Consider the following 18501-nt stretch of genomic DNA (forward strand, 5'->3'; position numbering starts at 1 on the left):
CGAAAAAAGATTTGAAAAAAAAGGGGGAAAAAGGCCCCCTTCTATTTCATTGTTATAATTACGTAAGATGTAATGAGAACAATTAGAATGTATATACCAAAGACTCCATAAAACATAAGTGTCTTAATTGGATTGCTTTCCATTATTTCCTCCTTTTATTGAGGCTTTTAAAGTATTTAGTTCTACTTCAAATCTATCTCTGTTGATGAATAAGATAACATAGTGACCAACAATACCTTTTAGAGAAAACATGGCTGCTAACATAAATGTTAATCTGGAAAGAAAATGAGCCGTGGTTCCTGGTTCAAAGTAAACTTTCCACAAATAAAGAGAAGGTAAAAGTAAAATTCCACCAACAAGAAGAAAGTAAGTAAATAGATTTGGTTTAAAAATTGAAAGTTCTTCTTTAAACTCTTCTCTTAAAAACTTTTCAACTTCTTTCCAGCTTCCAGTTTTCCTATAGAGTTCATAAGCTTTATCTATTAAGTCTTTCCTTTCTGTCAAGAATCTTTCTTTTAGACCGATAATTGCAGCCATGCTAACTCCCTAAGAATTTAAAAGAGGGGATTATATCCCCTCTCTTTCAAACTTGGATTTAGCCAATGCATAAGTAATCCATGCTACAGCTATCCACCAAATAAATGCTATTATAAGCCACATAACTTCCTCCTTCTTTTCCTAGTTACACTTAGCCATGAGCCTCTTCAATTTCTCTCTTAATAGACTCTGTAGAAATTTTGAACAAGAACATCTTGTAAACCCATGCTTGATAAGCAATTACAATAGGAGTGAAAATCAAAGCTGCTACGAGCATAACAGTTAACGTGAGAGTACTTGAGGCTCCATTATAGATAGAAATTGAATGTTCAAGCCCAAAGCTTGAAGGAACAGCTAACGGATAAGCACCGAAGAATACTGCAAATCCTGCAAAAACAAACGTAAGAGATGAAAATAGGAAAGCTCTTGCACCATTCATGTTCTTTACAGCCATTAAATAACCAACAGCTGAAAGAGCAGCAAGGACGATAAGTGTTAATTCAATTGCAGGATATCTAAAGAGTGCATGGTGTAAAACACCATTTGAGTCAATCATTGAGGCTATAGACTGAAGCGTATCTTCTGGAAGACCAAGATACTTGATGTTTTCTAGATTAGAAACTTTAAAGGAAATTGTATAAGCAAGTCCTGTACACACAACATACATTATAACAAAGGGAAGCCATAACTTAAGAGCAACATTCCTTGCTCTTTCTGCAATTTCTCCTTCTGTTTTCCATAAAAGCCATGAAACGCCATGAAGAATAACAAAAAGTACTGTCGCAATACCAACTAAAAGTCCATAAAATCCATGGAACGTAAATGGATTAACAAGATTTATAAAGCTGATAGGAAACTTTTCTGTATAAATGAAACCAAGAAGTTTTTCTCCTTCTATAGCTGTATTCTTAATAGGAATTCCAGCAAGGATATTACCAATAGCTACTCCTATAAGAAGTGCAACAATTAAACTTGACCAAAAGATACTTTGATCCCAGAGCTTTCTCCAACCTGGATCTGCCTCTTTACTTCTAAACTCAAATGAAACAGCTCTAAAAATTAGAGCAAGAAGAACAATAAAGAGAGCTATGTAAAGAGAACTAAAGAGTGCTGCATAAAGTTCTGGAAAGGCTGCAAAAGCAGCTCCACCAGCTGTAATAAACCAAACTTCATTACCGTCCCATACAGGACCAATAGAGTTCAGCATAACTCTTTTTTCAATATCTGTTTTGGCAATTAGACCGTGAAGAATTCCGACCCCAAGATCAAAACCATCAGTAAGAATATATCCTGCAATGAGCACCGTTACCAAAAACGCCCATATCGTAGGCAAATCGAAATGCATATTTCACCTCCTCCATCAATATAGTTCGGCTTCTTTTTCTGGACCTTTAGTTGCGAACTTAGCAAGAAGATAAAAGTCAGCAATAGCAAGAGCTGTGAATGTTATTGCAAAGACGACGTATGTAATTACAACTTCAACGTTTGTGAGAGGAGAAACTGCTTCTGCAGTTTTAAGACCTATTTCTGACATAAGGATTTTTCCGTGATCGTCTGTGAGCGGATAAACAATCCAAGGTTGTCTTCCAACTTCAGCGTATGCCCATCCAAGCCAACAGGCAATATAAGGAAGTGGTAAAGAATAAAGTGCAAGTTTAAGATAACCTTTGCTATTTTCAAGATTTTTATACTTTATAAGTCCTATGAGGAAGAGAGCTACAAAGAAAAATCCGAGATATACCATCAAATGAAAAGATAAGAAAGAAAAGTTAACAGGTGGAATGTAGTTTCCAGCTCCGAATGTATTCTCAAACTGTTTTTGAAGATCTTTTGCACCTTTTAGTTCACCGTTAAAATCATGAGTTGCAAGGAAGCTAAGAAGTCCAGGAACTGGAAGAGGAATTTCTATAATGTTCTTTTTAGCTTCTTCGTCTGCCCAAGCAAAAATAAGAAGGTTAGCTCCTTTTTTTGTATCCCATAAAGCTTCACCAGCAGCAAGCTTAGTTGGTTGAGTTTTTGCAACTTCATAAGCGTGAATATCACCAATAATTACTTCACCTGCTGAAGCTATGAGTCCAAAAACAAGGGCTATATAGGCAGATTTTTTAAAGAACTCAACGTTTTGTTTTCTAAGAAGGTGATATGCACTTACAGCAAGAACAAAAACAGCTGATAAAATCATTCCGGCAGTAGCAGTATGCCAGAACTTAACATCAGCAACAGGGTTAAAAACGACAGCCCACCAGTCTGTAAGTTCTGCTCTTTTTCCTGCAAGAGTTTCGGTAACTTTGGCACCTACAGGATGTTGCATCCATCCGTTAGCAATGAGAATCCAAAGAGCTGAAAGGTTTGATCCAATAGATGAAAGCCACGCAGCTAAAAGGTGGACACCTTTAGGAACTTTATCCCAGCCAAAGAGAAAGACTCCTATGAAGGTTGATTCCATAAAGAAGGCAAGAAGTCCTTCAATAGCAAGTGGTGCACCAAAGATATCCCCTACGAATCTTGAGTAGACAGACCAGTTCATACCAAATTCAAACTCGTGAACAAGTCCTGTAGCAACTCCCAGCGCAAAGTTGATAGCAAAGAGTTTAGCCCAGAACTTAGTCATGTTCTTGTAGATTTCTTTGCCTGTCACGTAGTAAAGAGTCAACATGATTGCAGATAGCGTTGACAGCCCTAGAGTTAAAGGTACAAAAATAAAGTGGAAGAAGGCTGTCATCGCAAACTGCAGCCGCGATACTAAGAGTACGAAATCCATCTCCGCAACCTCCATTAATTGCAAATTTTTATTAACTATAAATTTAGCACATGAAGAAATTTATTTCAATAAACATAAACTTTTATTTATCAATCTCTAAACAATTTCAGTTCCAATACCTTCTTGAGTAAATATTTCTAAGAGAATGGAATGTTTTACCCTCCCATCTATAATGTGAGTCTTCCTTACCCCTCCAATCAAAGCTATTTCACAAGCTTTAACTTTTGGAATCATTCCTCCAGAAATAGTACCATTTTCTATCAGATTGGAAAGATCTTTTCGAGCAATCGATTTTATTAATTTTCCATTTTTATCCTTTATTCCTTCAACATCAGTCAGCATTATAAGTTTTTCTGCCTTTAAAGCTGCTGCTACTTCTCCTGCTACTAAATCTGCGTTTATGTTATAGGCCTCAAAGTCTTCACCTATACCAACAGGAGCTATCACAGGAATAAACTTGGATTCTATAAGTTTATTAACAATATCAGGGTTTATCTTTTTTACCTTTCCTACAAATCCTAAATCTATGATTTCCGGTGCCTTTACTTCTGAAAGATACTTTTTAGAGTCTATCTTTTCAGCAATTATCAGATTACCGTCTTTTCCGGATAATCCAACAGCATTTCCTCCATGGGAATTTATTAGCTTTACTATCTCTTTGTTTACTTTTCCAACGAGAACCATTTCAACAACATTCATAGTTTCTTTGTCTGTTACTCTCATACCACCAATAAATCGAGTCGGTATTTTTAATTTTTCAAGGAACTCTCCAATTTGAGGTCCTCCTCCATGAACTATAACAGGATTAATTCCGATGTATTTAAGAAGAACAATGTCTTCTGCAAAAGCATCTTTTAATTCCTCTCTTACCATTGCGTTACCGCCATACTTGATAACTATGGTTTTTCCATAAAACCTTTTTATGTACGGAAGTGCTTCTAAAAGAGTTGATGCTTTTTCTATGAGCTTTTCCACTTTACTCCTCCATGGTATGATTTTGCTGAAATTCAAATATAATGCCAAGGTTTAGTAGAAGAGGTAAATAAGAAATGAAAAGAGTTATTGTCGGGATAACAGGTGCAAGTGGTTCTATTTACGGTAAAAGAATCGTAGAGGTTTTAGTTGCAAACAGTTATTTAGTTGATATTATCTTCTCAGAAATTGGCAAAAAAGTGTTTGAGTATGAAATAGGTATGACGGTAGAAGAATTTGTAGATTCTTTTCCAAGAGAGCAGGTAACTCTTTTTTCACATAATGACTTATTTGCTCTCCCTTCAAGCGGTTCTTATCAGGCAATAGGAATGATTATAGCTCCATGTTCAGCTGGAACTTTAGGTCATATAGCATCGGGAACAACAAGGAACTTAATACATAGGGCTGCAGATGTAACACTCAAAGAAAAAAGATCTTTGATTTTGGTTCTTAGAGAAACTCCGTTAAACAGAATTCACATTGAAAATATGTTAAAAGTCAATGATGCTGGAGCAACAATACTACCTGCATCTCCTGGATTTTACGGAAAGCCTCAAAAAGTAGACGATTTAGTTAACTTCGTAGTGGAAAGAGCTCTAAGAGCTCTGACAGGTAAAGAATTTAATCTAATTAAAAATTGGGGAGAATAAGTTCATTAATCAATTTTTTTGTAGAAAAAGGAATTACTTCATGTATCTTTTTTCCAGTGATTAGCATTAAAACCCTATCAAAACCCAAAGCAACACCTTCACAAGATGGTAGAGGTTTTTCTTTGAGAAGTTTTAAAAATCCTTTATCTACTGCTTGTTTTCCTTTTTCAAAGAATTTCTTCTTATAACTTTCAAAATCTGTGAGCTCTGTATAACCATTGGCAAGCTCTAAACCACAAACGTAAAGCTCAAATCTTTCTGCATAATTTCCTTTAACCTTAGCCATAGCAGAGAATTTTGCAGGGTAATTGTAGAGAAAAACGGGAACTTGAAATTCAGCAAGAGCTGGTTCCACTTTATCAACTAAAAGCTTGAAGAAAGCAGATTCATATTCTTTTTCTTTAGAAACTTTTAAGACTTCCTCTTCATCAAAAATGTCCTTTACACCTGCAAACTCTCTAAAAGCTTCTTCAACAGTAAAAGAGATATATCCATGTAAGTGAGATCTCTTTCCTCTGTAAGATAGCTCTTCTTTTTTTGCTGCTTTAACACATTCTTTTAGAAGTTCAAGAGTCTCTTCCATTCCTTTTTTATAATCAGCTCCTGTTCTATACCATTCAACCATTGTAAACTCAACATTGTGAGATTCTGTAATTTCTCCATTTCTAAATACCTTAGAAATTTGATAGATTCTTGGAATACCATGCCAAATAATTCTTTTCATAAAAAATTCTGGAGAAGTATGTAAAAACCAATTAAACTTCTTTCCTGAAAAGTTAGAAAATGAAACTTTAACATTAACAACATTAGAATCAGGATTTTCATAAGGTACCATTAAGGGTGTCTCAACTTCTATAAATCCTTGAAGTTCAAAAAATCCCCTAACAACTTTTAAAAGTTTGCTTCTTAGCTTTAAAATCTCTTCCATTTATGGCTACTCCGTAATAAACTTTATATCTATGAAAGTAGGAATAATATCCGATATCCATGGAAATATCCATGCCTTACAGGCTGTAGCTGAAGAATTAGAGAAAGAACAGGTTGATGAAGTTTGGTGTTTAGGGGACGTTGTAGGTTACGGTGCTTTCCCAAATGAGTGTCTTCAGTGGATTGAAGATAACTGTACTCACTTTGTTTTAGGAAACCATGAATTAGCACTTTTGAATCTTGTAGATATTTCAATGCTAAATGATTATGCTGCTAGAACAATCCTTTGGACGAAAGAAGTTCTAAAAGAGAAATTCTTAGACTTTCTTATGTCAAAGGGAGTACAAGTATTAACTTCTAAATTTCAATTGGTTCACGATACTCCTGAATCATCAGGAAGTATGAAGTATATATTAACGATAGAAGATGCTTACCATGGACTCATTAGACAAGTTAGACAAGTTTGTTTCTTTGGACATACTCATATACCTACAGTTTTTAAACTAGAGGTAGCAAATCCGGATAGGATTCGAACTTCTATAGTTAAACTTAAAAAAGGAAGATATCTTATAAATCCTGGAAGTGTAGGACAACCAAGGGATAGAAATCCTGAAGCTTCTTTTATAATCTTTGATGGAAAAACTATTTACTTTCGACGGGTGAAATATGACGTAAAGTCGGCAGCGAAAGCCATTTTAAAAGCTGGACTTCCTAAATTCTTAGCAGCAAGATTACTTGTGGGGGTGTAGAATGAAAGGTTATATGTTAATTGCCGGAAAGAAAGTTTACACACAGGAGGAAATAAAAATCCTCTTTCCTTATGATGGTTCTTTAGTTGGAACAATTCCAAGGGGAAAAGAAGAAGATGTAAATCTAGCTGCAGAATCTGCAAAAGTTGGATTTGAGAAAATTAAGAAAATGACTGCTTATGAAAGGTATCAATGTCTTCAAAGAGCTGCAAGAATCATCTCAAAAAGAGCTAATGAATTTGCACACCTTCTTACTCTTGAAGTTGGAAAAACTATAAAAGAGTCTATGGGAGAAGTAGGAAGAGCAGTAAACACTATAACACTTTCGGCAGAAGAAGCAAAGAGAATTCTTGGCGAAGAAGTACCTTTTGATGCTGCTCCAGGAATAGAAAATAAAGTAGGTTTTTATAGAAGGGTTCCTCTTGGAATAATTGGATGTATAACTCCATTTAATTTTCCTCTAAACCTTACCTGTCATAAAGTTGCTCCTGCTTTAGCAGCCGGAAACAGCGTTATTATAAAACCTTCTGAAAATACATCGTTAGTAGTTATCAAACTTGCTGAGGTTTTAATTGAAGCTGGATTTCCTCCTGAAGCAGTTAATGTTGTAACTGGATATGGTGAGGAAGCAGGAGATGCCCTTGTCCGAAGTAAAGATGTCAGAATGATTACATTTACGGGAAGCGTTGAAACTGGAAAGATTATTATGAGTAGAGGAGGACTTAAAAAGTATGCAATGGAACTTGGTTCAAACGCTGGTGTGTATATAGATGAGGATCAGGATTATAGGCTTAAAGAAATAGCCGAAAAGGTTGCAAGAGGAGGTTTTGCTCTTGCTGGACAAGTCTGTATATCAGTTCAAAGAGTTTTTGTTCATGAAAAGCTTTTTGATACCTTTATAGAAGAAATTACAGCATTCTCAAAGACCTTAAAAGTAGGAGATCCAAGAAAAGATGATACTGGCATGGGGCCTGTAATAGATGAAAATGCAGCAGACAGAATTATGGAGTGGATAGAAGAAGCAAAATCATTAGGAGCAGAAATAGTCTGTGGCGGTAAAAGGATTTCAAATACACTGATTGAACCAACAGTAGTTATAAATGTACCTGAAAAGGCTAAACTCTTTAGAAAGGAAGTTTTTGGACCTGTAATTATTGTTAATAAAGTTTCTTCCATTAAAGAAGGAATAAACCAGGTAAATAACTCTCCTTACGGTCTTCAAGCCGGAATATTTACAAATAATTTGAAAAATGCTTTTAAGTTTAGTGAAGAAGTTGAATGCGGTGGAATAATGGTTAACGAGATTCCAACATTTAGGGTTGACCAAATGCCTTATGGAGGCGTGAAAGAAAGCGGAATAGGAAGGGAAGGTCCACATTTTGCTATAGAAGAAATGACAGAGATAAAAACAATTTGTTTTGACCTTGGTTAAGTATTAGGTGATACTATTAGAAATAGTGATAGTATAAGTAAGGGGATATCCTCCCCTTACTAAATTATTTTAAATACTCTGCAGCTTCTTTTGCAGACTTTCCTTCGTGAACTATAGCAGCAATTGCTTTTACTATTTTCTCAGGATTTTCATGCTGGAAAGCATTTCTTCCAATAGAAACACCCTTAGCTCCAGCTTTCATAGCTCCTTCAACCATTTCAAGTATTTCCATATCGCTATCCATCTTTGGTCCACCAGCAATAACTACCGGTATAGGACAGCCTTCTGTTACCTTCCTGAATGATTCTGGATCTCCAGTATAGGCAACTTTTACAATGTCAGCTCCAAGCTCAGCAGCAACTCTTGCGCAGTGAGCAACTACTTCAGGATCAAACTGATCTTTTATATGTTCTCCTCTTGCATACATCATAGCTATTAACGGCATTCCCCATTCAAGACAGCTTTCTGAAACTCTTCCAAAGTCTTCAAGCATCTTATCTTCATTTATATCTCCAAGATTCACATGAATTGAAACACCATCAGCACCAAGCTTAATAGCTTCTTCTACAGTACAAACAAGTACTTTAGTATTTGGTTTTGGAGAAAGAGAAGTACTTGCTGACATGTGAAGAATAAGTCCAACGTCTTTACCGCCTTTTCTATGACCATGTCTTACAAGACCTTTATGAATAATAACTGCATTAGCTCCACCATTTGCAACTCTGTCTATGGATTCTCTGATATCTATTATCCCTGGAATAGGTCCCATGGAAACGCCATGATCCATAGGAATTATTACAGTATTTCCTGTTTCTCTGTTTAAAATTCTTTCCATTCTTATAGCTTTTCCTATCTTCATAATAAAAACCTCCTAAACTAATTTTACAAAGCTGAATTTTTCTGTAAGAATTTTAGCAGTATTCTGAGAAAATTTAATAAATTACTGACTATTTCCCTCCTATGAAAGATGTCAACCCCCAACACAGAGGTTGCATTTATTTTCAACAAAATCCATAAATTGCCTTCTCTCTCTCAAAACTGCGAACATTACTTTAACCAATTTCCTCGCCGCAGCTATCAGCGCTTTCTTCTTCTCTAAACCTTTTTTAACTAACCCTTCGTAAAATCTTTTAACTGAATTGTCTAACTTGCTGTTCAATAACGCTCTCGTAGCCTGGATAATCTTGTTCCTCGTTCTGCTGTCCCCTTTCTTTGTTATCCTTCCATTTCTAACTTCGTCTCCACTACTATTAACACGAGGAACAAGTCCAAAATAAGCCGCTACCTTGTCTCCGTTTTCAAACCTCTCTTCGTTACATACGGCAGATATAAAGGCTATAGCTACTATATCTCCTACTCCAGGTATGCTTTTTAGAAGTTCTACTTTTCCCTTAAGCTCCTCATCTTCTCCTATAAAACTCTTGATATCTTCTTCTGTCTCTCTTATCTTATCTGTTAAGTATTCTATTGTTTCTATTTGCCTCCATATCGTTTCTCGTAATGACGGAGGCACTTTCTTCTTCGTTTCTTCCTTTATCCTTTCCATCCCTTTCTTCGTGGTGAGTTCTCTCTTGTTTGTCTTTATCCCATATTCAAGCAATAGGCTATGAAGTCTGTTAATTACCCCTTTTCTCATATCTACAAAGCTATCTCTCTCTTTCATCTTTATCCTTAGCTCTTTTTCTTTTCTCGTCGGGACGTAAACTGTCGGAAGTAAGCCCATTTCATAGTAAATGGCTATCGTTTCTGCATCTATCCTGTCGTTTTTAGCACTGTTAACACCTTTTAGAATGTTCTTAAATTTGTTAGTGTTAACGTAAGTTATTTCATCAACGCAGTTCCTTATCTCCTCCGTAAAAAATGTTACTCCTGTTAAGGTTTCTACCGCAACTTTTACTGAATATCCTTTTTTCCTAAAAGTTGTTAGGTGATTTTTAAATTTCTCTAACTCTTCTGCTTCGTACTTCTTGGTATTAAGTATCCCTGTCAGACAATCTAAATAAGCTGCTGTAAAGCTGTTTTTGTGGTAGTCCACTCCGACATACAGTGTTTTCTCTACCTTCTCCTTCATCTCTACCCCCTGATATGTTTTGTGTTTTGCAACCTCTGCTTCGGGACTATTCCCATACTCCAATACGGCGCTTCCCGCCACTATAATTAGCCGGCAGGAGGCATCGGCTAATCTCCACGCACGGGGCTTATTCCCCAGGGAAAAATCCAGCCTCCTGCCTTTAAAGGTTGCCTCTTTACTATAGTCCCGAATTTCAGGGGGTGACATCTTTTATATCATCTCCTTACAAAGAGAAGAAAAATAAGCTTTCATTTCCTTTTGCCTACCGCAGCTTTTTTTTCCTTCTGTACAGTAGCCAAGATAATAGCAATTGGGGCCTACAGACTTAAAAAGCGAAGGATGTTTTTCTCTTAAAATTTTAAGCATTTTGATGGCTACCTTTCTGATTTCCCATTGAGCTCTTGTGCAAGTACGAAGTCTTAGAAAATGAATAAGCTCTTCCCCATTCATAGTAAAAACAATTCTTGTAGTACAAGCATTAGGAAGCACAAATCTTGCATCTTCCTTAGGTACTTCTTCTTCAACAAGTGCTTCATAGAATTTACCTATGAACATCATAACATCGTTGTAGCTATAAGTCTTGCCTTCTATTTCAACTTTTTTCTTCCTTACGGACTCAGGAATAACGTAAGGAAAGTTTTTCATTGCAACATATCTTTGAGACTGCTGACTATAAGAGGCAGGTCTGTGTCTTACAAGCTGATGGGAACATGCTCTTGATATTCCATCAACTAAAAACGTGAAGTGAGAATGTCTCAGTAAAACTTTTAAGTTTCCTTCCAAAGGTGGAACATTTTCTGAGAGAAGGAGTACTTCCATCATTAAGCTCCTTACTAATTATGGAATATAAAATTATACGGTATTAATATTGCTTCTGAAAATTTTAGACAGAGAGTGTTTGAAAAATCATCCAGACAAAGAACAAAACTCCCATGGAACAAAACTCCCATGTTAAAGAGGATAAACTTAGCTAAAACAAACAGTTGAGCTATATGAAAGCTCTTTGTTTTCTCGTAACTTCCAACATCCTGCTTAACTTCTCCAAAAATACTCTCTATCAGTCCTCTAAACCTGTAAATTTCATCAGATTCTAAAAGCTCTTTGCATTTAAGCCTAATCTCAGATTTAATTCCCTTCCTTAATGTTTCTCTCACCTTTATGTAAGGCTTTAAGCCTACTAACAGAACAAGCTCAATAAACTTAATGCTGTCATAAGCTTTGTCTCCTAAAAATGGCTTTCCTTTCAAAGCTCTCCATATAAATCCCCTTTCGTTTAACCACCTAACTATTTTCTCTCCAAGTTTCACTTCCGAAGCGTAACTCTCTCCAGGTAATGCAGTAAGAATGAACCTTTTTCCATCTTTTAGATGAACGCTTAATACAACAACTTTAACGTGGCTTTTTACCTCCTTTATCTCTTTGCCTCTTAGAATTTTCAATGGATAAATCTCATTGTATTTGAAGCCAGTTCCATCTATTATCAGAAATCTTAGTTCTTTATGATACTTCCCTAAGAGTCTTCGAGAGACAAAGTTCAGAAAATCTACAAGGAGAATGGAAGGTAGTTGCTTGAGTCGGTAATAATAGGTTGAAAAATCAGGAATATTCTCTCTTCCAAATATCTGAACTGCCAAATATTCAAGGTCTCTGAATGATAGGTTCCAGGCTACTTGGAGGAAAAGAAGGGTAAGAATTATCTCGTCAGGGTATTTCTTGGGTCTTCCTCTTTTGGTTTTAAAAGGATATAAATATACCAGTACAGCCTGTCCTCTCCGGTTCATGTATGTTTTTGATAGGTTGAGTACTTTGTGGAAATTTAGTCTTTTCGCTTTCATACCGGAGAGGATAGGCTTTTTTCTTAATTTTGGCAATTTTCAAACACCCTCAATTTTAGACATGGCTGTTGAAGTTCAGATAGAAGGTGGACACCCTACAATAACCTTTGAATCCCAGAAGGAGGTGTCCACCGATGAAACAATTGAAAAGATTCAAAGGAACATCCCTCCATATATCAAGCACAAATACAGCATTCAAAGAAACCCTGAAAGAAGGAAGAAGAGTAAAAAAGAAACTTGACCTAACAAAAGACAGAAACGTTAAAAAAAGACTGAAATGGATAGAGTACTACCACAAAACAGGCAACGCCAGAAAAACATGCAGATACTTTGGCATCAGTCCAACAACCTTCTACAAGTGGAAAAAAAGATACGACAAGTACGGGATAGAAGGACTCCAAGACAGAAACAAAAGACCTCATAAAGTAAGACAACCCCAAACAGAACCTGAAATAGAACACATCATCGTCACAATAAGGGAAAATTCCCAACCTGGAGCAAAGAAAAGATAGCAGCCTTCATGGAAAGATACCTAAATGTAAAAATATCATCCTCTACAGTTTACAGGGTTCTCAAAAGACACGGACTAATAGAAAGAACCTGGAAACTAAAAAGTACCTACAAGAGGAAGAAACAGAAAGGGAAAAAGAACCGCACCAGAAAAGGACTAAGAGCAGACAAACCAGGAACAATCCTCATGGACGTTAAATACCTCTACTGGTGCGGTAAAACCTTTTACCAGTTCACGGCAATAGACAAGTTCACCCGAATAGCATTTGCCAAGGTTTATTCTACAAAAAGCAGCAGGAGCGGAAGAAGGTTTTTTGAAGAACTTGAAAAATTTCTTCCCTTCAAGATAGAGAAAGTTCAAACGGATAACGGGAGCGAATTTTTAGGGGAGTTAGACGAATATCTTAAAAGAAAAGGGATAGAACACTACTTTAGTTATCCGAAATCTCCCAAGACTAATGCGCATGTAGAAAGGTTTATTCAAACGACAGAAAGTGAACTATGGATGATAGAAGGAACAGAACCGACTGTTGATGAGATGAATAAAAAACTTTTTGAGTATTTAAAGATTTACAACTTTCTTAGACCCCATCACTCTTTAAATTACAAGACTCCCGCTGAGAAGTTTGAGGACTATATTAGAAGTCATCAAGGTGTCCACCATGTATTGAACTCGAACACATGGCTTGACATCTTTTTCTAGCTGCCTATATTATCCTTCGTCTTAAAAGTGGGCCGCTAGCTCAGTTGGTAGAGCAACGGACTTTTAATCCGTAGGTCCCAGGTTCGAGTCCTGGGCGGCTCACCACTTAAATGCGTCCCCATCGTCTAGCCCGGCCTAGGACACCGGCCTTTCACGCCGGCGACGGGGGTTCGAATCCCCCTGGGGACGCCATTACTATTTTGGGGCCGTAGCTCAGCTGGGAGAGCGTCAGGCTGGCAGTCTGAAGGTCGTGGGTTCAAGTCCCACCGGCTCCACCAGAGTAGATGATAAAAGGGGCCTGTAGCTCAGTTGGTTAGAGCATCCGGCTCATAACCGGACGGTCGGAGGTTCGAGTCCTCCCGGGCCCACCATTTTTATAAAGAGGTTATTATGCCAGTCTCTCTCCTCCAAAAGCTTATATCTATCCCTTCTGTTTATGGAAACGAAAAGGAAATTGCTGATTTCGTTGAAAATTTTATAAAAGAAAAAAATTCTAAGCTTTCAGTAATTAGGGAAAATAACACCATAGTAGCTTACACTCATTTTGAATCTAAAAAGAAAACGATTGCTCTTGTAGGACATCTTGACACAGTTCCAGGAGAAAATGACTACACAGGGCAAATAATTAATGGAAAACTTTACGGTCTTGGCACCAGTGATATGAAAGCTGGTGACGCAGTTATGCTTAAATTGATTGAGGACTTTGCATTTAAAAGTTCAAAGTACAATCTTTTTTTTATTTTTTACGAAAAGGAAGAGGGACCTTATCTTGATAATGGTCTAAGACAAATATTTGATAGATACCTTGATCTCTTAAAGAAAATAGACTTTGCCTTTGTCCTTGAGCCTACCGATAATGTCGTCCAGGTTGGGTGCCTTGGGGTAATTCACGCCTGGTTCAAATTCAAAGGTAAGAGAGCTCATTCTGCAAGACCCTGGGAAGGGCATAATGCTATTCACAAAGGTTGGAAGCTTTTAAAGTTCCTTAATGAACTTGAACCTGTTGAGTACAAAGTTGGAAAGCTTTCCTACTTTGAAGTTCTCAATGCAACAATGACCGAGTTTAAAGGGGGAAGAAACATAATTCCAGAAGAATTTAAGGTTAATCTTAACTACAGATTTTCTCCAACAAAAACATTAGAAGAAGCTAAAGAGGATCTACTTAAAATAAAAGAACAGATTGAAGCAGATGAAATTGAATTTACCGATCTCTCTCCTGCTGCAAGACCTTGCATAGATAATCCAATTTTAGTTGAGTTTCTCAAGAGGTTTAATCTTCCTATTGAGCCAAAACAAGCTTGGACAGATGTTGCACAGTTTTCCTATCACGGAATAGATGCTGTTAACTTTGGTCCCGGTCAACCACACCAAGCCCACCAAAAAAACGAATATGTTGAAATAGAAAAAGTTAAAGAATGTTATGAGATGTTGTATGCGTTTCTGAAAGATTAAATCAATCTCTCAAGGTCGCTTAGCGTGAAAGTGCTGTGTTTTCTGAACTCTTCTCTTTCATAAGGAAAATCGCTTCTATAGTGTCCTCCTCGGCTTTCTTCTCTTCTCATTGCACTTATTGTAATTGCAAGACCTAAAACAGCTCCATTTCTAACTTGCCAGTCAGAATTTGAGTTAGCAATTTCAGAAAGTTTGTCTATTGCTTTTGTAAGAGATTCAGCACTTCTTACAATTCCAACATTTTTCCACATTATCTCCTGAACTTCTTTTAAAGAAAATTTATTGTTACTTAACACAGATTTTTGATTTAGTTTTATTCCTATAGGTGAAAAATCTTGTCTTAAATATCTCCAATCTCTATACATTCCATAGGCAGTTCTCTCCCCAAAGACAAGACATTCAAGTAGTGAGTTGCTGGCAAGTCTGTTTGCTCCATGAACTCCTGTACATGAAGCTTCACCAACGGCAAATAATCCTTCTATAGAACTCCTTCCGAAACTATCTACTGCTATTCCACCTATATAGTAATGAGCAACAGGTGTAATTGGAATAAGGTCTTTTTTGGGATTCAATCCTTTCTCGAAGAGTTTTGATGTAATTGTTGGAAATCTCTTGAATATGTCTATTCCTTTCTTTTCAATCGGTCTAAAGTCAAGATAAACGTTTCCTCCGCATATCTTCTTTTGGCACTCTATTGCTCTTGTTACAACATCTCTTGGTGCAAGTTCCCAAAGATGATGATAGTCTCCCATAAACCTTCTTCCCTGTTCATCAACGATAATAGCTCCCTCTCCTCTTACAGCTTCAGATATGAGAAAGCATTCAGAATCATCACAAAATGCTGTTGGATGAAATTGGACAAATTCTAAATCCTGAAGTTTAGCTCCGTATCTAAGAGCAATTGCTATTCCATCACCGGTAGAGGTTGGAGGGTTTGTGTTTTTCAGGTAGATTCCAGCTGCTCCTCCGGTAGCAATAGCTGTGACAGGAGCATATATGGCATTTATTTTCCCGTCTTTTTCGTAGATAACACCATAACATCTATTATTCTTAACTATAAGTTCTTTAACCTCTGCAAACTCAATGATGTCCCCTCGATAACTATCAAGTAATGCTCTTTCAACTTCTTCACCTGTTTTATCTTTATAGTAAACTATTCTTGCTACAGAATGTGCAGCTTCTTTTGTAAACTTCAACAATCCTTTTTCGTTAGTTTCAAAGTTTGCTCCCATTCTTATGAGATCTATGACTCTTTTGACGCCTTCTTCTGTTAGAATTCTTGCCATTTTTGTTTTTACAAGTCCGGCTCCTGCTTTGAGAGTATCATTAAAGTGTAAATCCGGACTGTCTTCTTTTGAAAGGGCTGCTGCTATTCCTCCTTGTGCAAGTTTTGTAGAACCAACATCTGCAGCATCTTTTGTTAGAACACATACCTTTAGACCAAGAGATGAAAGTTTTGTAGCACAAAAGAGACCTGCAGCACCACTTCCAACAACTATAGCATCATACTCTTTATGAGAAATAGTTGCTGTATCAACAGAAAGAAAACTTTTCACGTTTCCTCCGGTAGAGTTTAAACTAATATCTAATTATAAAGGAATCTTTAATACCAATATTTCTTAATTTTTTCTTGAACTCTTTAGCTTTTTTGTAAGTGTATGTAGGACCAGCAAGAACTCTATAATAATTGTCTAATTTTACAACTTTGGCCTTAATACCAAACTTTTTGTAGATTCTATTTTTGAATTTATAAGCATTTAGTTTGTTCTTAAAAGCTCCAACTTGTATGTAGAATCTTCCTTTTTTAATTTCTACGGGTATATACTTATGATTAACTCTTTTTCCTAAAGCAATTATTTTTACTTTTGCAGTACCTTTTTTTAACATTCTTATTTTCTTAGCAGCAGCATACGAAAGATCTATGATTCTTCCTCTTACAAAAGGACCACGGTCGTTTATTTTAACGATAACACTTCTTCCATTTTCTAAATTTATGACTTTTACATAAGTTCCAAGTGGAAGAGTTTTATGAGCAGCTGTTAGCTTGTACATATTATAGATTTCTCCGCTTGCGGTTCGTCTGCCGTGAAATCCTGGACCATACCAAGAAGCAATTCCGTATTCAACGTAACCATCTGCCTTTTTTCTTACACAGTAAGTTCTTCCGTTAACTTTATATGTATACTTACAATTAGATTTTGTAACTGGAAAATTCCAATAAATTCTTTTTTGTTCTCCACAGCTTAGGAAGAAAAAACTAAGTAACATTAATAACCAAATTTTTCTCATAACCAAATTTCTCAAAAGTGACATATAACACTGAAATTTTACATTACAAACAAAGTTTATCGTAAAATTTTGTAAACAAATTTTAAGGAGGGAACCATTATGGAAAAATTTACCTGTGATGAGCTTAAAGATGCTTTGAAAGGTATTATTGAAGTTGGAGAAGATAGAGTAAAAGTCCTTGACGAACAAAAAGTAAGAAACGAGCTAATAGATAGGCTCATTTACACAGCAGTTTTTGGGGATGAGGGAAAGGAAAAAGAATGCAGCAGATGGCTTATTAGAGCAATAGCTCTTGAATTAGATATTGTCCCAGCATCTATACACGATCTTTACGTACAGGGAATGGCCAATGGAGAAATAGACCAGTGGTTTACAGTTCCTGCAATGAATATTAGGGGAATGACTTACGATGTCATGAGACAGATTTTTAAAATTGCAGTTGAGAAAGAAATTGGAGCTTTTATTCTTGAAATTGCAAAGTCTGAGATTGGTTATACAGAGCAAAGACCAGCTGAATATACAGCTTGTGCACTTGCTGCTGCTATAAAGGAAGGATATAAAGGTCCTGTTTTTATTCAAGGAGACCACTTCCAGTTTAATGCCAAAAAGTACGCTGAGGATCCAGAAAAGGAACTTGAAAATATAAAAGCTCTTACAAAAGAAGCTATTGAAGCTGACTTTTACAACATTGATATTGATCCATCAACACTTGTTGATTATAGTAAGCCTACTCTTAAAGAACAGCAGTATTTTAACTACTTAAACACTGCAAAAATGACAGCTTTTATTAGAGAAATAGAACCTCAGGGAATTACAGTTTCTGTTGGTGGAGAAATTGGACACATCGGTGGTAAGAATTCAACACCGGAAGAATTTGAAGCTTTTATGGAAGGATATCTTGAAAGTCTTAAAAAATATGGAAAAAATATTCCAGGTATTAGTAAGATAAGCGTTCAGACAGGAACTGAACACGGTGGTGTTCCACTCCCAGATGGAAAAATAGCTGAAGTTAAGCTTGACTTTTCTGTTCTTGAGAAGATCGGAGAAGTTGCAAGAAAGAAATACTCAATGGCTGGTGCTGTTCAGCATGGTGCTTCAACGCTTCCAGATGAGCTATTCCACAAGTTCCCTGAAGTAAAAACAGCCGAAATCCATCTCGCGACAGGATTCCAGAATATCATTTATGATCACCTTCCAGAAGATTTTAAACAAGAAATTTATAGCTGGCTCAAGACTGAACTTAAAAACGAGTGGAAAGAGGGCTGGACAGAGGAGCAATTCATCTACAAGACAAGAAAGAAGGCCTTTGGACCATTCAAGAAGAAATTCTGGGATCTACCACAGGACGTGAAAGAGAAGATAATGGCTGAACTTGAAAAGAAGTTTAGGTTCCTCTTTGAACAGTTAAACGTCTATGGAACTAAAAAGTATATTGATAAGTACATTAAGCCTGTTAAGATCTACAAAAGAAGACCTTATTAATTTTTGCCCCCTTTGGGGGCTTAAAATAATTTTCAGGAAGGGGATTTAATCTGGACTTTTACTGTCTTCCTTTTACACGAATTTTTCATTTCAAATGTTTTTATTACAATTTTTCTTAATGAAGGCTAAAA

At 36.4% G+C, this 18501-nt stretch carries 15 protein-coding genes, 4 tRNA genes and 2 pseudogenes; 10 read left to right on the forward strand and 11 right to left on the reverse strand.

The genetic code is table 11. The annotated features are described in order from the left end of the window. Window positions 1-123 precede the first annotated feature (123 nt). The 4 genes from DESTER_RS01585 to argB form a co-directional block, all read right to left on the reverse strand. On the reverse strand, window positions 124-537 hold the full coding sequence (locus DESTER_RS01585) for a hypothetical protein (RefSeq protein WP_013637927.1): 414 nt from the start codon (window positions 535-537) through the stop codon (window positions 124-126). A 151-nt stretch (window positions 538-688) separates the two neighbouring features. Then, entirely contained in the window at window positions 689-1882 is a 1194-nt protein-coding gene (cydB, locus tag DESTER_RS01590) for a cytochrome d ubiquinol oxidase subunit II (RefSeq protein WP_013637929.1), read from the reverse strand. A 15-nt stretch (window positions 1883-1897) separates the two neighbouring features. Then, window positions 1898-3298, reverse strand: a complete 1401-nt coding sequence (locus tag DESTER_RS01595; RefSeq protein ID WP_013637930.1) for a cytochrome ubiquinol oxidase subunit I — start codon at window positions 3296-3298, stop codon at window positions 1898-1900. A gap of 96 nt (window positions 3299-3394) precedes the next feature. Beyond that, window positions 3395-4273: an acetylglutamate kinase gene (argB, locus tag DESTER_RS01600; protein WP_013637931.1), complete on the reverse strand. Its 879-nt coding sequence runs from the start codon at window positions 4271-4273 to the stop codon at window positions 3395-3397. 74 nt (window positions 4274-4347) lie between these two features. Between argB and DESTER_RS01605 the strand changes: the two genes are divergently transcribed. Beyond that, window positions 4348-4920 carry a UbiX family flavin prenyltransferase gene (locus DESTER_RS01605; protein WP_013637932.1) on the forward strand — a complete coding sequence of 191 codons (573 nt, stop codon included), beginning with the start codon at window positions 4348-4350 and terminating at the stop codon, window positions 4918-4920. On the opposite strand, the gene DESTER_RS01610 is transcribed toward DESTER_RS01605, so the two are convergent. Then, on the reverse strand, window positions 4901-5848 hold the full coding sequence (locus DESTER_RS01610; protein WP_013637933.1) for an amino acid--tRNA ligase-related protein: 948 nt from the start codon (window positions 5846-5848) through the stop codon (window positions 4901-4903). The two genes, DESTER_RS01605 and DESTER_RS01610, sit on opposite strands and share 20 nt — an antisense overlap. A gap of 31 nt (window positions 5849-5879) precedes the next feature. On the opposite strand from DESTER_RS01610, the gene DESTER_RS01615 reads away from it, so the two are divergent. Continuing rightward, window positions 5880-6596: a metallophosphoesterase family protein gene (locus DESTER_RS01615; protein ID WP_013637934.1), complete on the forward strand. Its 717-nt coding sequence runs from the start codon at window positions 5880-5882 to the stop codon at window positions 6594-6596. A gap of 1 nt (window position 6597) precedes the next feature. Then, window positions 6598-8028, forward strand: coding sequence for an aldehyde dehydrogenase family protein (locus tag DESTER_RS01620; protein ID WP_013637935.1), 1431 nt, complete (start codon window positions 6598-6600; stop codon window positions 8026-8028). Window positions 8029-8092: 64 nt separating this feature from the next. Here DESTER_RS01620 and DESTER_RS01625 read toward each other — a convergent pair whose 3' ends face one another. The 4 genes and pseudogenes from DESTER_RS01625 to DESTER_RS01640 form a co-directional block, all read right to left on the reverse strand. Continuing rightward, window positions 8093-8887, reverse strand: coding sequence for a 2-amino-3,7-dideoxy-D-threo-hept-6-ulosonate synthase (locus DESTER_RS01625; protein ID WP_013637936.1), 795 nt, complete (start codon window positions 8885-8887; stop codon window positions 8093-8095). A gap of 111 nt (window positions 8888-8998) precedes the next feature. Next, window positions 8999-10306: an IS110 family RNA-guided transposase gene (locus DESTER_RS01630; protein WP_013637888.1), complete on the reverse strand. Its 1308-nt coding sequence runs from the start codon at window positions 10304-10306 to the stop codon at window positions 8999-9001. Between the two features lie 3 nt (window positions 10307-10309). Next, window positions 10310-10921, reverse strand: coding sequence for an FAD-dependent thymidylate synthase (thyX, locus tag DESTER_RS01635; RefSeq protein ID WP_244829545.1), 612 nt, complete (start codon window positions 10919-10921; stop codon window positions 10310-10312). Between the two features lie 61 nt (window positions 10922-10982). Then, window positions 10983-11970 (reverse strand): annotated as a pseudogene (locus DESTER_RS01640) (IS5-like element ISDeth1 family transposase). 98 nt (window positions 11971-12068) lie between these two features. On the opposite strand from DESTER_RS01640, the pseudogene DESTER_RS01645 reads away from it, so the two are divergent. The 6 genes and pseudogenes from DESTER_RS01645 to dapE all read left to right on the forward strand — a co-directional run bounded on the left by DESTER_RS01645 (window position 12069) and on the right by dapE (window position 14599). Then, window positions 12069-13147: pseudogene (locus tag DESTER_RS01645) on the forward strand (IS481 family transposase). A 29-nt stretch (window positions 13148-13176) separates the two neighbouring features. Then, window positions 13177-13252: transfer RNA gene (locus tag DESTER_RS01650), tRNA-Lys, on the forward strand. A gap of 9 nt (window positions 13253-13261) precedes the next feature. Next, window positions 13262-13339, forward strand: a tRNA-Glu gene (locus DESTER_RS01655). Between the two features lie 10 nt (window positions 13340-13349). Beyond that, window positions 13350-13425 (forward strand) — tRNA-Ala (locus DESTER_RS01660). Window positions 13426-13441: 16 nt separating this feature from the next. Next, a tRNA-Ile gene (locus DESTER_RS01665) sits at window positions 13442-13518 on the forward strand. A 19-nt stretch (window positions 13519-13537) separates the two neighbouring features. After that, window positions 13538-14599 (forward strand): succinyl-diaminopimelate desuccinylase, encoded by a 1062-nt coding sequence (gene dapE, locus DESTER_RS01670; RefSeq protein WP_013637940.1) that lies wholly within the window; start codon window positions 13538-13540, stop codon window positions 14597-14599. On the opposite strand, the gene nadB is transcribed toward dapE, so the two are convergent. Both nadB and DESTER_RS08465 read right to left on the reverse strand, forming a co-directional pair. Then, on the reverse strand, window positions 14596-16155 hold the full coding sequence (gene nadB / locus DESTER_RS01675; protein ID WP_013637941.1) for an L-aspartate oxidase: 1560 nt from the start codon (window positions 16153-16155) through the stop codon (window positions 14596-14598). The two genes, dapE and nadB, sit on opposite strands and share 4 nt — an antisense overlap. A 22-nt stretch (window positions 16156-16177) precedes the next feature. Then, on the reverse strand, window positions 16178-16888 hold the full coding sequence (locus tag DESTER_RS08465) for a septal ring lytic transglycosylase RlpA family protein (RefSeq protein ID WP_013637942.1): 711 nt from the start codon (window positions 16886-16888) through the stop codon (window positions 16178-16180). Window positions 16889-16987: 99 nt separating this feature from the next. On the opposite strand from DESTER_RS08465, the gene DESTER_RS01685 reads away from it, so the two are divergent. Beyond that, window positions 16988-18370, forward strand: coding sequence for a class II fructose-bisphosphate aldolase (locus DESTER_RS01685; protein WP_013637943.1), 1383 nt, complete (start codon window positions 16988-16990; stop codon window positions 18368-18370). Window positions 18371-18501: the final 131 nt, after the last annotated feature.

This window comes from Desulfurobacterium thermolithotrophum DSM 11699 (assembly GCF_000191045.1).
In the GTDB taxonomy this organism is placed as follows: domain Bacteria; phylum Aquificota; class Aquificia; order Desulfurobacteriales; family Desulfurobacteriaceae; genus Desulfurobacterium; species Desulfurobacterium thermolithotrophum.

What these genes read in the sequence shown, in the direction of transcription:
- DESTER_RS01595 (WP_013637930.1), bottom strand. Translation starts at nt 3,298, where the DNA reads ATGGATTTCGTACTCTTAGTATCGCGGCTGCAGTTTGCGATGACAGCC.
- thyX (WP_244829545.1), bottom strand. Translation starts at nt 10,921, where the DNA reads ATGATGGAAGTACTCCTTCTCTCAGAAAATGTTCCACCTTTGGAAGGA.
- DESTER_RS01685 (WP_013637943.1), top strand. Translation starts at nt 16,988, where the DNA reads ATGGAAAAATTTACCTGTGATGAGCTTAAAGATGCTTTGAAAGGTATT.
- DESTER_RS01630 (WP_013637888.1), bottom strand. Translation starts at nt 10,306, where the DNA reads ATGTCACCCCCTGAAATTCGGGACTATAGTAAAGAGGCAACCTTTAAA.
- DESTER_RS01625 (WP_013637936.1), bottom strand. Translation starts at nt 8,887, where the DNA reads ATGAAGATAGGAAAAGCTATAAGAATGGAAAGAATTTTAAACAGAGAA.
- DESTER_RS01615 (WP_013637934.1), top strand. Translation starts at nt 5,880, where the DNA reads ATGAAAGTAGGAATAATATCCGATATCCATGGAAATATCCATGCCTTA.
- dapE (WP_013637940.1), top strand. Translation starts at nt 13,538, where the DNA reads ATGCCAGTCTCTCTCCTCCAAAAGCTTATATCTATCCCTTCTGTTTAT.
- DESTER_RS01610 (WP_013637933.1), bottom strand. Translation starts at nt 5,848, where the DNA reads ATGGAAGAGATTTTAAAGCTAAGAAGCAAACTTTTAAAAGTTGTTAGG.
- DESTER_RS01605 (WP_013637932.1), top strand. Translation starts at nt 4,348, where the DNA reads ATGAAAAGAGTTATTGTCGGGATAACAGGTGCAAGTGGTTCTATTTAC.
- cydB (WP_013637929.1), bottom strand. Translation starts at nt 1,882, where the DNA reads ATGCATTTCGATTTGCCTACGATATGGGCGTTTTTGGTAACGGTGCTC.
- DESTER_RS01620 (WP_013637935.1), top strand. Translation starts at nt 6,598, where the DNA reads ATGAAAGGTTATATGTTAATTGCCGGAAAGAAAGTTTACACACAGGAG.
- DESTER_RS01585 (WP_013637927.1), bottom strand. Translation starts at nt 537, where the DNA reads ATGGCTGCAATTATCGGTCTAAAAGAAAGATTCTTGACAGAAAGGAAA.
- DESTER_RS08465 (WP_013637942.1), bottom strand. Translation starts at nt 16,888, where the DNA reads ATGAGAAAAATTTGGTTATTAATGTTACTTAGTTTTTTCTTCCTAAGC.